The organism is Nonomuraea sp. H19, assembly GCF_052068215.1.
Taxonomy (GTDB): domain Bacteria; phylum Actinomycetota; class Actinomycetes; order Streptosporangiales; family Streptosporangiaceae; genus Nonomuraea.
Genome location: NZ_JBQHCV010000004.1, coordinates 136867 through 150329, shown reverse-complemented (window position 1 = coordinate 150329; position 13463 = coordinate 136867). Strand labels below are relative to the sequence as shown.

Annotated in this window: 15 protein-coding genes; 6 read left to right on the top strand and 9 right to left on the bottom strand. The window is 70.6% G+C overall.

Annotated elements, in window-relative coordinates; translation table 11 throughout:
• Positions 1–5: 5 nt before the first annotated feature.
• A complete protein-coding gene (locus ACTMTI_RS10010; RefSeq protein ID WP_441119780.1) occupies positions 6–740 on the bottom strand; it encodes a hypothetical protein in 735 nt (244 codons plus the stop codon).
• Between the two features lie 190 nt (positions 741–930).
• Here ACTMTI_RS10010 and ACTMTI_RS10005 point away from each other — a divergent pair, with 190 nt between their 5' ends.
• The gene (locus ACTMTI_RS10005) at positions 931–1803 is read left to right on the top strand and encodes a sugar kinase (protein ID WP_441119779.1); all 873 of its coding nucleotides are present in this window, start codon (positions 931–933) and stop codon (positions 1801–1803) included.
• 106 nt (positions 1804–1909) lie between these two features.
• Here the strand turns inward: ACTMTI_RS10005 and ACTMTI_RS10000 are convergent, their stop codons facing one another.
• Both ACTMTI_RS10000 and ACTMTI_RS09995 read right to left on the bottom strand, forming a co-directional pair.
• On the bottom strand, positions 1910–2167 hold the full coding sequence (locus tag ACTMTI_RS10000; protein WP_441119777.1) for a type B 50S ribosomal protein L31: 258 nt from the start codon (positions 2165–2167) through the stop codon (positions 1910–1912).
• Between the two features lie 28 nt (positions 2168–2195).
• Positions 2196–2957, bottom strand: coding sequence for an SDR family NAD(P)-dependent oxidoreductase (locus tag ACTMTI_RS09995; RefSeq protein WP_441119775.1), 762 nt, complete (start codon positions 2955–2957; stop codon positions 2196–2198).
• 93 nt (positions 2958–3050) lie between these two features.
• On the opposite strand from ACTMTI_RS09995, the gene ACTMTI_RS09990 reads away from it, so the two are divergent.
• Together ACTMTI_RS09990 and recQ are read left to right on the top strand one after the other, a co-directional pair.
• Positions 3051–4244 carry an MFS transporter gene (locus tag ACTMTI_RS09990; protein ID WP_441119773.1) on the top strand — a complete coding sequence of 398 codons (1194 nt, stop codon included), beginning with the start codon at positions 3051–3053 and terminating at the stop codon, positions 4242–4244.
• Between the two features lie 160 nt (positions 4245–4404).
• Positions 4405–6225 carry a DNA helicase RecQ gene (gene recQ / locus ACTMTI_RS09985; RefSeq protein WP_441119772.1) on the top strand — a complete coding sequence of 607 codons (1821 nt, stop codon included), beginning with the start codon at positions 4405–4407 and terminating at the stop codon, positions 6223–6225.
• A gap of 434 nt (positions 6226–6659) precedes the next feature.
• Here recQ and ACTMTI_RS09980 read toward each other — a convergent pair whose 3' ends face one another.
• Positions 6660–7256, bottom strand: coding sequence for a TIGR03086 family metal-binding protein (locus ACTMTI_RS09980; protein WP_441119770.1), 597 nt, complete (start codon positions 7254–7256; stop codon positions 6660–6662).
• A gap of 150 nt (positions 7257–7406) precedes the next feature.
• On the opposite strand from ACTMTI_RS09980, the gene ACTMTI_RS09975 reads away from it, so the two are divergent.
• A complete protein-coding gene (locus ACTMTI_RS09975) occupies positions 7407–7937 on the top strand; it encodes a hypothetical protein (RefSeq protein WP_441119769.1) in 531 nt (176 codons plus the stop codon).
• Between the two features lie 7 nt (positions 7938–7944).
• Here ACTMTI_RS09975 and ACTMTI_RS09970 read toward each other — a convergent pair whose 3' ends face one another.
• Positions 7945–8760: a lysophospholipase gene (locus tag ACTMTI_RS09970; protein WP_441119768.1), complete on the bottom strand. Its 816-nt coding sequence runs from the start codon at positions 8758–8760 to the stop codon at positions 7945–7947.
• 46 nt (positions 8761–8806) lie between these two features.
• Between ACTMTI_RS09970 and ACTMTI_RS09965 the strand changes: the two genes are divergently transcribed.
• Positions 8807–9448 (top strand): alpha-ketoglutarate-dependent dioxygenase AlkB family protein, encoded by a 642-nt coding sequence (locus ACTMTI_RS09965; protein ID WP_441119767.1) that lies wholly within the window; start codon positions 8807–8809, stop codon positions 9446–9448.
• Here ACTMTI_RS09965 and ACTMTI_RS09960 read toward each other — a convergent pair.
• The 4 genes from ACTMTI_RS09960 to ACTMTI_RS09945 all read right to left on the bottom strand — a co-directional run bounded on the left by ACTMTI_RS09960 (position 9432) and on the right by ACTMTI_RS09945 (position 12922).
• Positions 9432–10121, bottom strand: a complete 690-nt coding sequence (locus ACTMTI_RS09960; RefSeq protein WP_441119766.1) for a helix-turn-helix domain-containing protein — start codon at positions 10119–10121, stop codon at positions 9432–9434. The two genes, ACTMTI_RS09965 and ACTMTI_RS09960, sit on opposite strands and share 17 nt — an antisense overlap.
• A 9-nt stretch (positions 10122–10130) precedes the next feature.
• Complete coding sequence (locus ACTMTI_RS09955) at positions 10131–10586, bottom strand: hypothetical protein (protein WP_441119764.1); 456 nt, start codon at positions 10584–10586, stop codon at positions 10131–10133.
• Between the two features lie 66 nt (positions 10587–10652).
• Positions 10653–11690 carry an alpha/beta hydrolase gene (locus ACTMTI_RS09950; protein WP_441119763.1) on the bottom strand — a complete coding sequence of 346 codons (1038 nt, stop codon included), beginning with the start codon at positions 11688–11690 and terminating at the stop codon, positions 10653–10655.
• Positions 11691–11707: 17 nt separating this feature from the next.
• Positions 11708–12922, bottom strand: a complete 1215-nt coding sequence (locus tag ACTMTI_RS09945) for an amidohydrolase family protein (protein ID WP_441119762.1) — start codon at positions 12920–12922, stop codon at positions 11708–11710.
• 97 nt (positions 12923–13019) lie between these two features.
• Here ACTMTI_RS09945 and ACTMTI_RS09940 point away from each other — a divergent pair, with 97 nt between their 5' ends.
• Positions 13020–13463, top strand: coding sequence for an SRPBCC family protein (locus ACTMTI_RS09940; RefSeq protein ID WP_441119761.1), 444 nt, complete (start codon positions 13020–13022; stop codon positions 13461–13463).

Below are 13463 nucleotides of genomic sequence, written 5' to 3'. Positions count from 1 at the left end.
GTGGATCAGCGACGCCACCAGGAGCCGTAGACCCGCACGTAGTCCGTGCGGCTCGTGGCACCATCGAGCTCGTCGTCGCCGTGGTACACGGCACGGAACGTGCCGCTGCGGTACGCCTTCGTCTTGGCGTAGAACTTGCCGCCCCACTTGGTGTAGGCGGAGGTGACCCACTTCCAGCCACCGGAGCCGTTGGCGCGGTAGTAGATGCTCACCTTCTCGCCGCGGACGCCCTCCCAGCCGTCGTCGTCAACCTGGAGACGGCCGGAGAAGTAGATGGACTTGCCCTTGCGGACCTTGTACGGGTCGGCGGTGAAGCGCGAGATGCGCGTCTCCGCCTTGCCCTTCTCGACCTCGACCGAGAAGAACGCCGTGTCCTTGGCGAGCTCCTTGCCCGCGGCGTCGAAGGCCACGGCGGTGGCCTGCCACTTGCCGGCCGGGTCGTTCTCGGTGAAGGGCACCGCGAAGCGCCATCCCTCGAGGTCCTTGACGTCCTTGGCAGCCAACGTGCGGGCGCCCTCGGGCGCCACGCTGAGCTCGACCTTCTTGACGTCGGAGCTGGCCCCGATGTCGAAGTACGCAGTCGTCTCCGCACCGGCCTTCACCTCGACCGGGTTCGGCGAGATGCTGCGGATCTTGAGCTCCGTGTCGAGCGTGGTACTGGCGGAGGCGGCGTGCGCCCCCGTTACCAACATGGCCCCGCCCACCAGGGCGGAAACGATACCTAGTGCGATCTTCCTCATGAGGGTGCTGATTCCTCTCCCCGTATCGCGTTGAAGCCGGCCCGGGGTGGCCGACTCCCTCACATACTTTGAGGCACACAGAGAGGAAAAGGTTGGGAAAAGATTAAGAAAAGTTCTCATCACGTGTTTAACCTGGACTGATGCAGAAAAATCCATGTTTAGTATGACTTGACCGACTACAGTCGGCCCCATGACCGACGTCTACACGCTGGGCGAGCCGCTCGGCATCGTCGCCAGCGGCCGGGTCCGCCACGAGAGCGAGGCCAGGCTGGACGTCTGCGGTCCGGAGTTCACGCTGGCCGTGGCGCTGGCCAGGCTCGGGCACCAGTGCGCGTACCTGGGCAAGGTGGGTGACGACGAGCTGGGCGCCAGGGCGATCACCGTGCTCAAGGGCGAGGGCGTGGACGTGGCCGACGTGCGCGTGTCCGAAGGGCTGCGCACCGGGCTGCTGCTCAGGGAGACCCGCGTGGCCCAGGAGCACAAGGTCTCGTACTACCGCGCGGGCTCGGCGGGGTCGCGGCTCGCACCCGGCAACGTGCCGATCGACCGGATAGGCGCTTCGAAGATGCTGCACGTCACCGGCGTCACGGCCGGTCTCAGCAGGGACGCGCTCGAGGCCGTACGAGTCGCCGTGAGCGCCGCGAAGAACGCCGAGGTGATGATCTCCTTCTCCGTCGAGTACGTCCCCGAGCTGTGGCCGTCGGTCCGCGAGGCCGAGGAGGTGCTCGGCGAGCTGGCCTGCGACTCACACCTGCTCTTCCTCCGCCAGGACGAGCTCGACCTGGTCAAGCCCGCCCTCACGCCGGAGCGCGAGGTCGTGGTGGACCGGGGCGCCAAGGGCGCCACCGTGCGGGCCGACCGGATGCGCTACGACGTGTCGGGCTGGCAGGTGCCGGTGGTGGACACGGCGGGCGCGGGCGAGGCGTTCGCGGCGGGCTACATCAGCGCCGCGCTCGACGGCCTCACTCCGCAGGAACGCCTGCACCGCGGGGCGCTGCTGAGCGCCGCCGCGGTGACCAGCGTGAGCGACTGGCAGGGGTTGCCCGACAGGGCCGAGCTCTAGCGCGGGAACGCCATGAGCGGCCGGCGAACCGCTCGCCCGCCCGCGCCGGCGACGAGGACCCTGACGGATGCCTCAAGCCGGGCGGACAGGGGCGCTCGAGCATGGGTCACATCTTCCCGCGGGACCCACCGTAACGCTGCTTGAAGCGCTCGACGCGGCCCGCGGTGTCGAGGACGCGGCCGCGGCCGGTGTAGAAGGGATGGCTGGCGGACGACACGTCCACGTCGATGACCGGGTAGGTCTTGCCGTCCTCCCACTCGATCGTCTTGTTGCTGGTCAACGTCGATCGGGTGAGGAAGGCGTACCCGACGCTCGGGTCTCGGAAGACGACCGGTCCGTACGCGGGGTGCAGGTTCTTCTTCATGCCCCCCTCAACCGGGCGACAACGGTTTTCATTCCCTGGCTTCGGGGTCAAGTCCGAGCACCGTCCGGCCGCCGTCCACGGGGACCGTCGCGCCGTTGACGAACGCGGCGTCGTCCGACAACAGGAAGGCCACCACCGAGGCCACCTCTGCTGACGTGGCCACGCGGCCCAGGGGATGAAGTGTGGCCAGTTGCTCCTCGACGGCCGCCGCTTCCTCCGGGGTGCGCGAGGCCAGGAAGGACGCGTAGCGCTCGGTGGCCACCGTGCCCGGGGCGACGGCATTGACCCGGATCCCGTGTTTGCCGTACTCGACGGCCAACGACCTGGTCAGGCCCTCGGTGGCGGCCTTCGCGGTCGCGTAGGGAAGGCTGCCGGGCACCGCCCTGGTGGCCTGGTGCGAGGTGATGTTCACGATGGCACCGGGGGTGCTGGCGGCGAGGAAGCGGCGCACTGCGGTGGCGCAGCCCACGACCGCCAGGTCCACATTGGCCGCGATCAGCGCTCTGACCTCGCCGACCGGGGACGAGTGGACGGAGGCGTCCCGGAACACGGCGGCGTTGTTGACCCAGCCCGTCAGGGTGCCCGACTCCTGCGCCAGGTCGGCGGCTCGGGCGGCGGCCTGCTCATCGGCCGCGTCCCCGATCACCGGGATCACTCCGGGACCGGCCCAGGCCAGGGCATCGGCGTCGCGCTCGACGGCGACGACGGTGCCCTTCTCCCGGAGCAGCCGCTCGACGACGGCCTTTCCGATGCCCCGTCCGCCGCCGGTCACCACATAGGAAAGACTCATGACCCGACGCTACCGACATCTCTCGGCGGCGCTTGCCGGTGACGTGATGCTTATCACCGTATTTCCGGCTGGTGAAGGGGAACGATCTGTGGCGTGGTCGCCCCTTCTGATGTGAAGTCGCCCGCCTTCATGATCAGCGCACTCGCGATCACGCAGACCGCCGGATATGGCGTGCTCTATTACGCGTTCTCGGTGTTCATCCCACCCATGTCCCGCGACCTGCACGCGAGTGTCGCGCAGCTCACCGGGGCGATCGCCCTGGCGGTCCTGGTCTCGGGGGTGGTGGCGCCGGTCGTCGGGCGCTGGCTAGACCGGCACGGCGGGCGCGCGCTGATGACGGTGGGATCCGCGCTCGGCGCGGCGGCGGTGCTGGCGTGGTCGCAGGTGCGGTCCGTGGCGCAGCTCTATCTGGTGTGCGGGGTGCTGGGCGCAGCGTCGGCGATGGTGCTGTACGAGGCCGCCTTCGCGGTGATCGTGGCCTGGTTCGACGCGGCACGGCGGGCGCGGGCGCTGCTGGCGGTGACGGTGGTGGCGGGGTTCGCCTCCAGCATCTTCCTGCCGCTGACCGGGTTCCTGGTCGACCGGTTCGGGTGGCGTCAGGCGCTGGTCATCCTGGCCGCCGGGTACGCGCTGACCGCCGTGCCCCTCCACGCGCTGGCCGTGCGCGGCCGGAGTGCGCCGCCTCATGCGGACCGCGCCGAGATCGTCGGAGCCGCGCTGCGCGAGCGGCCCTTCTGGCTGCTGGCGGTCGCGTTCCTGGCCCAGACCGGGGCAGTGGCGGTCATGGGCGTGTTGCTGGTCACGTACCTGATCACGCTCGGGCACCCGCCGGTGTTCGCCGCCGGCGTGGCGGGGCTGCTCGGGGTGCTGTCGGTGACGGGACGGCTGGTCACCACGGGGCTGCAGGCGCGGTGGCGGGTGGCGCTGATCACGGCGGTGATGTTCGGGCTGCAGGGACTGGCGGCGGTGCTGCTGCCGGTCGTGGGACGGAGCCTGCCGGGGGCCGTTGCGGCGGTGGTGCTGTTCGGGCTGGGGTTCGGGGTGGCGACGATCGCCCGGCCCGCGCTGGTCGCCGACCGGTACGGCACCACCGCGTACGCGTCGCTGAGCGGCGCGCTCACGCTGCCGATCACGGTGGCCAAGGCGATCGCGCCACTGGTGGCGGCCGGAATCGCACAGTTCGCCGGGTATCCGGCGGTCATGGGGGCGGTCGCGGCGGCCTGCGCCCTCGGAGCACTTTCCCTGGTGGCTTACGATAGGTCGCGTTCAGCGGCCTGTCGCAGGTAGCGGAGTGTGCACCTACGATAGGTCGCGTTCAGCGGCCTGTCGCAGGTAGCGGAGTGTGCACCTACGATCGTCGCGTTCAGCGGCCTATCGCTAATATCGGGTGGCGATCGCCCTCCGCGAACTCACGAAACGCTCGCCCGCGAACACGTAAGGTAGCCGCATGGATACCCCCATCGAGGCTCTGCACCGCGTGTTCGGCTACGACTCGTTCCGGGCGGGTCAGCAGGAGATCATCGACCATGTCGTGGCCGGCGGCGACGCGCTCGTCCTCATGCCCACCGGTGGCGGCAAATCGCTCTGCTATCAGATCCCCGCCCTGGTGCGCCCCGGCGTGGGAGTGGTCATCTCGCCCCTGATCGCGCTGATGCAGGACCAGGTCGACGCGCTGCGCGCGCTCGGTGTGCGGGCGGGGTTCCTCAACTCGACCCAGGACTTCGGCGAGCGCCAGCTGGTGGAGGCCGAGTTCCTGGCCGGTGAGCTCGACCTGCTCTACCTCGCCCCCGAGCGGCTGCGCGTGGAGGCGACGCTGCGGTTGCTGGCCAAGGGTGACATCGCGGTGTTCGCCATCGACGAGGCGCACTGCGTGGCGCAGTGGGGGCACGACTTCCGCCCCGATTACCTCGCGCTCTCCGAGTTGCGTGAGCGCTGGCCCGACGTGCCGCGGATCGCCCTGACCGCGACCGCCACCCCGGCCACGCACGCCGAGATCTCCTCCCGGCTCGGCCTCGACCAGGCCCGCCACTTCGTGGCCGGCTTCGACCGGCCCAACATCCACTACCGCATCACGCCCAAGAGCGAGCCCAAGCGGCAGCTGCTGGAGTTCCTGCGCACCGAGCATCCGGACGAATCGGGCATCGTCTACTGCCTGTCGCGCTCCTCGGTCGAGAAGATCTCCGAATTCCTGGTGGACAACGGCATCGCGGCGGTGCCGTACCACGCGGGGCTCGACGCCCGCACCCGCGCCACGCACCAGGCCCGTTTCCTGCGGGAGGACGGGCTGATCGTGGTGGCCACGATCGCGTTCGGGATGGGCATCGACAAGCCGGACGTGCGCTTCGTCGCCCACCTGGACCTGCCGAAGTCGGTGGAGGGCTACTACCAGGAGACCGGGCGGGCGGGGCGCGACGGACTGCCGGCGACCGCGTGGATGGCGTACGGACTGCAGGACGTGGTCCAGCACCGGCGGCTGGCCATGGAAGGCGACGAGGCGCACCGCCGCCGCCAGGTCCTCCACCTCGACGCCATGCTGGCGCTGTGCGAGACGGTGGGGTGCCGCCGCGTGATGCTGCTCGACTACTTCGGGCAGAAGGGCTCCGAGCCCTGCGGCAACTGCGACACCTGCCAGACGCCGCCGGAGTCGTGGGACGGCACGATCCCCGCCCAGAAGGTGCTCTCGACGGTGCTGCGGCTGGACCGCGAGCGGCGGCAGAAGTTCGGCGTCGGGCAGGTGGTGGACATCCTGCTCGGCAAGAAGACCGCCAAGGTGCTGCAGCACGGGCACGAGACGCTGAGCGTGTTCGGGGTGGGGGCCGACCTGGGCAACGCGGAGTGGCACGGGGTTGTGCGGCAACTACTGGCGCAGGGGGTGCTGGCGGTGGAGCCGGCCCATGGGGCGCTGGTGCTCACGGACGCCAGCGCGACCGTGTTGCGCGGACAGCGTGAGGTCCTGCTGCGCCGCGACACCCTGCGCCCGGCCCGCGCCAAGGTGGCGGCCCAGGCGAAGGCCCAGCCCGCGGCCGAGCTGCCCGCGGAGGCCGCCCCCGTCTTCGAGCGCCTGCGATCGTGGCGGGCGGCCACCGCGAAGGAGCAGGGCGTTCCCGCCTACGTCATCTTCCACGACGCCACGCTGCGAGAGATCGCCACCCGATCGCCGTCGTCGCTGGCGGAGCTGAGCACGGTGAACGGCGTCGGTGACAACAAGCTGGCGAAATACGGCGAGCAGGTTCTGCAGACGCTGGCCGGCGACGACCCCTTGTCCTGAGCCGCCCATACCGGACTGGAGACCCGTGACTTCGCAGAACACCAACGATCAGTTCTGAGACCCTTCGGCACCCTTCGCCGTGCGACTCCCGTAGGGGTGGTTCGCCGGTGACGAAAGGCCGAAACCGATCATGCGAAGGACGGGGCAGAGGCGCGGCGCGGGTGGTGGCGACGGCCGCACGAAGAACGGTCGTCGCCACCACGTAGGCTGGCCTGGTCGTGGCGATCGGGTGCGGCGCATCGCCGATCGACCGGCCGGAGGTGTGTCGATCTCCCCTGGCACCGCGGGATCGGCGCCCGCACGATCTTCTCACCGTGTCGGCCGAGCCGCTGCGGGTTCGCGGAGAGCCGCCCGCGGGTGACTCCGTACACGATTGATCGTACGGCGTTCGCGCGCGATCCGCAGGGCCGGGGTAGGCGTACCGGCTGTCGGGGTCAGGGACAGGCCGGCCAGTTCGGGTCGCGGCCGAGGTAGGCGAGCAGGTGGTCCTGGGCGGGTGCGCACGCGGGCACGGTCACCTGCCGGCCGAACCGGTCCGGCCGGTCCTCCTGCGTGACGAACAGCCGCGCCAGGTCGAGCAGCTCTTCGGCCATGAGGGGCGGGATCGGGCGCTGCTCCCCGCAGGTCCTGGCCACGTCCCAGCCGTGTACGGCGATCTCGATCGCGCCGACGGCGGCCACCATCGGGCTCGTCAGGTGGCGGTCGTGGATCGGGATCAGGTCGTTTCCGAGCGTGCCCGCCCACACGCCGAGGACCTCGGTGGCGTCGTCTCTGACGAGGAGGGCCGGGTTGCCGGCGCAGGCGGTCGCCCTCCGCGCGGGTGCGTGGTTGTGGCCGGAGGCGGCGTCGTTCAGCGTCCTGAGGGAGTCGGTCACGTGCTCCAGCAGGGTGTGCAGGGTCCAGCCCGCGCACGGGGTGGCACGGCAGAGGGTGGCCGGGGTCACGACACGCAGGCTGCCGAGGGTGTAGTCGATCGCCCGCTCCAGCAACGCCACGCCCGCCGTCAGAGCCAGTCCCCACTCGCCGCTCATATCGCCTCCTTGTATGTGAAGACGTCCTCGCGGGGCGAAAATCATCGCCCCGCGAGGACTTCTTTCGCGGGCTCGGCGGAGCAGCTCAGCCGGGCAGCTCCGCCGGGAACCTCTTTCGGCGATCCGGAGTAGGGAGAGCGAGGAGGTGCCATGAAGTGGTGGTTGATGGCAGGCGTGCTGGTGGCGGTGGCCGGGTGCGCCACCGGCGAGCGGGCCGGCGCACCGGCGTCCGGGGCTCCGGTGTCAGAGGCTCCGGAGTCTCGGGCTTCGGCGTCCGGAGGGCCTATTGACAGTGCCGGGAGCCCCAGTCCGGTCGTCACCGGCGCAGGGTGCAACGGAACTCCGGTGTTCCTGGGTGACGGGTTTCCCGAGGTGCGGGGGACGGCTCGGGACGCCGAACTGTGGGGGTTGCTGTTCACCCCGCCGCCCCCGCTCCCCCGCGGCGAAGAGATCAAGATCGTGTGGCGGATGACCGGCGAAGGGCCGCCGCAGATCAGGGCGACGCTCCCGGACGGCACCGCCGCCAAGCTCGTCTGGGGTCCCGAGGAGCATGGCGGGTCCTCTTGGCGGCGGCCCGGCCAGGAATGGGGCACCGGGTTCGTCTTCCCGAAACGCGGCTGCTGGAAGATCGAGCTCACCCGTACGCGCGGCTCGGGCCACGTCTGGCTGCCGGTCAGGTAGCAGTGGGTCAGCCCGCAGCCGCGAGTGCGCGGTCCACGAAGGCCGTGACGTCGTCCAGGACCTCGTCCTTGTTGGTCTCGTTGAACACCTCGTGCCTGGCCTCCGGATAGATCCGCTCGGTGAAGTCCGTGCCCCGGACGGCGTCTATCCCGGTACGGCTGCCGCGCAGCGGCACGAGCTGGTCCTCCTCCCCGTGCACCCACAGTGTGGGCAACGCCCCGAACGTCCCGCCCTTGGTGATCGTGGTCAGTGCCGTGGCGAACGCCTCCAGCGTGGCCCGCTTGAACGGCCCGTGCCAGACCAGCGGGTCGGCGGCGTACGCGGCGCCGACGGACGGGTCGCGGGAGAGCGTGGCCGGGTCGATCGGGATGTCGGGCAGTTCGTCGAGGGCCAGCAGCGCGGGAAGGACCTCCCACTCGCCGATCACCGGGCCCGACAGCACGAGCGCGGCCAGGCCGTCGCCGTGGCGCTGGGCGTAGCGGGCCGCGATCATGCCGCCCATCGAGTGGCCGATCACGACGACGGGCACGCCGGGGTGGGCGGCCCTGGCGCGTTCCTCGACCGAGTGGACGTCGGTGACCACGTCCTCGAAGTCCTCGATGAGCACCCGGTCGCCTGCCGACTTGCCGTGGCCCATGTGGTCGAGGCCGTAGACGGTGGCGCCGTGCCGGACGAGCCGGTCTGCCACGTGCTCGTAGCGGCCGATGTGCTCGCCGTACCCGTGGATCAGGACGACGATGTAGCGGGGCCGGTCGTTGGGCCATTCGCGGACCGTGTTCAGCCCTTGGACGCCGGTGAAGGTGTGCTCTCGGGACTCGGCCATGCTCACTCCTCGATCGAGATTGCTCAGCGGTCTATCGTGAATTCCCATGATCCCGTTGCCGATGAGGGAGATCGCGCCAGGGGCGGTGCACGTGCCGGGCTGGCTCACGCTGGACGAGCAGCGGCACCTCGTCCAGGCCTGCCGCTCATGGGCCACGGGACCCGTGCCGATCCGGCACACCGTGCTGCCCGGGGGCGGCGTCATGTCCGTGCAGACGGTCTGCGTCGGGTGGCATTGGCAGCCGTACAAATACACCCGTCTGGCCCATGACGTGAACGGGCGCAAGGTGGCCGACTTTCCCGATTGGCTCGGCGACCTGGGCCGCCGCGCCGTGGCCGAGGCGTACGACAGGCCCAGCGACGACTACGAGCCCGACACCGCGCTGATCAACTTCTATGACGGCCAGGCGAAGATGGGCATGCACCAGGACAAGGACGAGAGGTCCGACGCGCCGGTGGTGTCGCTGAGCATCGGCGACACCTGCGTGTTCCGCTTCGGCAACACCGCGACGCGCGGGAAGCCGTACACGGATGTCGAGCTGGCCTCCGGTGACCTGTTCGTGTTCGGCGGCCCGTCTCGGTACGCCTACCACGGCGTACCGAAGGTCTATCCGGGGACGGGCGATCCCGCGACGGGGCTTGCCTCGGGCCGCCTGAACATCACGATGCGCGTCACCGGCCTCCGGTGACGTAGTCGAACTCGTCGTCGGAGAGTGTGCGCCGCAGCGTCCGCAACACCTTGGCGGGGTCGTCGGCGGGCGCCTCCATGTAGAAGGGCTTCCCATTGCGCCCGAAGGTGATCGACGAGCCGCCCTCCCACTTGCCCAGCACCTCGGCGGGGGTGGTGAAGTCCTCGTCCGGCTCGAAGCCGAGCCCGCGGGCGTAGTCGACCGCCCCGAACACCAGGTGCTGGACCAGCTCGAACGGCGCTTCCTGCCATCCGGCGTATTCGCCGAAGAAGTATTCGCGAAAACGCCGCAGCTCACGGTCGTCGAGCACGTCGGGGCCGATGGCGGCCTTCACGCCCAGGCAGTAGACGTCGACCAGGAAGCCGCAGACCGTCATCCTGTCCCAGGTGTGCCGCCGGGCGACGAGCACGCACACCATGCCGTCGGCGCCCGACTCCGGAGCATCGTCCGTCCATCCGCGGGCCGGGTCGAGGCCGAGGCCCGCGCTCCAGCCGACGTTGATCCAGGACCCGACCACCTCGGGCTCGGCCGTGTCGGAGGTCTCCGCGGCGATCTGCCGCACCAGCGGCGCCACGACGGAGGGCGACACCTTGAGCGCGCGAGCGATCTCCTTCGGGGACCGGCCCTGGCCGCGCAGCTCGCGTACCCGTTCCTTCAATTCCGCTGTTTCCACCCGGGCAGCCTAGCCGTCCTGGCCGCAGGCATCGAGCCACCACCAGCCCCCGGCGAGCTCGAACCTGGGGCAGATGCGCCTGCCGAACCCGCTGGGTGTGCCGGTGAAGTGCGCGTACCCGACGGCGTCGCCGGGGAGGCCGACCCGGTCGGGCGACTCCCAGGTCACCACGCGGCAGGTGGCCGACACCTCGCTCATGAAGCCGAGCGGCGCAGGCGCCACCACGCCCAGGATCATGATCGCGTAGGTGGCGTTGGTGAGGAGGGGCCGGCCGCGGCGGGCCAGGACGACGAGCGCGGGCACGCTGAGGAGCGCGAACAGCCACACGGCGGCGATCAGCACGATCGGCGCCGGCAGCCACGGCTCGGTGAAGAGCCGGCCCATGTGCAGGGCCATCGCGATCACCGACACGGCCAGCGCGGCGACCCACAGCAGGAAAGCCCAGGAGGGAATCCGCCAGTTCACACAATGAGAGCGTAGACATCAGTTGTGCAGACGCCGCCCGCTGGATGTGGAGATCCGGTCAAGCTGTCAGCCCTCTGACAGGCGGCGGGCGAGCCAGGCGAGGGCGAGCGGGTAGCGGTATTCGATGCCGCCGTGCCCGGCGTCGAACAGCTCGAAATAGACCCGATCGTCCGGTACGCCCGCGGCTTCCAGCGCCCGCCGGAACGCGACCGCGCCGAAGTCCAGGAAGTATTCGTCCCTGTTGCCGGCATCCACCCAGATGGCCCGCATCGAGCGCAGCGCCTCGGCGTAGTGCGGCTCGCGGGCCATCACGACCGGGTCATGGGCCAGCCAGCGCCGCCACACCTCCGGCACGATCGCGCCGGTGTCGTCGAACGGCAGGTGCACGGTGCCATCCCCATCGGCGGAGTACGCGGCCGCGTAGGCGTACATCTCCAGCAGGTCCAGGTCGCCTTCCTTGGTGCCGGCGAGCCGGCCGCGGAAGTCGGCGAGGAACGTGTCGTACGAGCCGTCGTAGCTGTCGCGCAGTCTGCGCGCCAGGCCGGGGAACGACACCTGCGCGCTGACCTCGAACAACGCGTCACCGGCATGCGTGGCCAGCGCGCCGAACACGTCGGGCGCCAGCATCGCGGTCACCATGGCGCCGTAGCCGCCGCTCGACTTGCCGGTGATCGCCCGGTGGTCGCGATCGGCGATCGTACGGTAGCGCGCGTCCACCCACGGCACGACCTCGTCACGGAGATAGGAGTGGTAGCGGCCGGTGGCGGGCGAGTCGAGGTATTGGCTGCCGCCGAGCGAGGTCCACGCGTCCACGTAGACGACGATCGCGGGCGGCGCCTCGCCGCGCGCGAACACGCCGTCGGCCAGCTCGGGGTACGGCCGGCGGAACGGCGCCCGGTTCAGCCACATGGCGACGTGGCCGGTGTAGCCGAGCAGGACGTAGACGGAGGGGTAGCGGCGGTCGGGCGCGTCGTCGTACCCCGGCGGGACGTACACCAGCAGCGGCCGCTCGTGCGGATCCCCCAGGGGGTTGCCGCGCAGCAGGGCGCTGTCGATCACGTTGTGGTCGAGACGGCCGGCCAGATCGGCGGACCAGGGCAGCATGGGTCTCCTTCAGAAGCTCAGCCGACGGACGAGGTCACGGTGTCCACGCCCGTCTGGGTGACGGAACGCCCGGAAACGAGGACGAGGGCGAGGTTGCGCAGGTCGGCGAGGCGGTCGAGGGGGTCACCGCGGACCGCGATCAGGTCGGCGCGCTTGCCGGCCGCCAGGCTGCCGGTCACCGCACTCACCCCGCAGGCGTCCGCGGCCAGCACCGTGGCCAGCTCGATGATCTCCGCGTTGGAGTATCCGGTCTGGGCGAACACCTCCAGGCCCGCGACGTACTCGTCGGCGCGGTTGTCCACACCAGCCGAGCCGAACCCGCAGTCGGTGCCCGCGATGAGCCGTATTCCGGCCTCGCGCATGGCCGCGACCCCGCTCAGCCAGGCGTCGATCATCTCGCTTCCGACCTGCTCCTTCAGCCTCCAGTACACCCCGTGCACGGTAGGACAGACGTACGTGCCGCTGGCCGCGACCAGGTCGGCCAGCTCGGCGTCGTAGCGGTGGCCGGAAGAGGTGAAGAACGAGCAGTGCTCGATGGTGGCGACCCCGGCCTCGACGGCGCTGCGGATGGCCGCGTGCGCGTGGGCGTGCGCCGCGACGCCCTTGCCGCGCGTGGCCGCCTCCTCCACGACGGCCCTGATCTCCTCGGTGCTGTATTGGCGTATCCAGCTCGGCGGCGCGCTGGGCGTCATCTGGCCGCCCGAGGCCATGATCTTCAGGCAGTCGGCGCCCGCCCGCAGGTTCTCCCTGGCCACGCGGCGGATGGCGGGCTCGTCGTCGGCCTCGCCGCCCATGTACCAGCAGTGGCCGCCGGTGATCGTGATGGGCCTGGTCGCGACCAGGAGGTGCGGGCCGACGGCCAGGCCCTCCTCGATCGCGTCGCGTAAGGCCACGTCGAGGAAGTCGCGCCCGCCGAGGTCGCGGGCGGTGGTGACACCGGCGGACACGAGCTTGCGGGCGTTCTCCGCCATCCGCAGCAGCAGGTGGTGGTCGCTCTCGCCGCTCCGCCGCGTCACCGGGTTGACCTTGGCGTCGAACCCGAGGTGCACGTGCGCGTCGATGAGCCCGGGCAGCACGGTGTGGCCGGGCAGTTCGAGAACCTCGTCCGCATCGCCGGCGCTGCCGCGCGGACCGACGGAGGCGATGGTGGCGCCGTCGATGGCGACCTCGCCGTCCGCGATCACCTCACCGGGGCGTCCGGTGAGCACCTTGGCGGCGCGAATGATCCTCATGACCCCCAGCCTGCCACCTAAAGGCCGCGGGAAGGAGACCGTAAGCGCGGCGCGGCACCTTGGGTGCATCGAAACCTCAGCACGAAGGACGGCAGCGATGACCCAGACCGCCGCGTACGACCTCACCCGCATCTTCGACGCCCGCCGCGAGCTGGTGTGGGCCGCCTGGACCGATCCCGAGCGCTTCTCCCGGTGGTTCGGGCCCCGGACGATGGCCACGCCGGTCGGCCGGATCACCCTGGACGCCCGGCCCGGCGGGATCTGGCGGGCGTCGCTCGTGGGGGACGACGGGTTCGAGGTGACGCTCGACGGCACCTACCGCGAGGTGGCGGAGCCGGAGCGGCTGGTGTTCACCACGGGCGACCCCGACGATCCCGGCGACGGGCCCGCGTCCGTGGTGACGATCGACTTCGCGGAGGTGGGCGGCAAAACCGAGATGCGCTTCCACCAGTATGGCGTCAACACCGACCCGGAGCACGCCGAGCAGGCCAAAGCGGGTTGGCTCGAGTTCTTCGACCGCCTGGCCGAGCACGTCGAATGA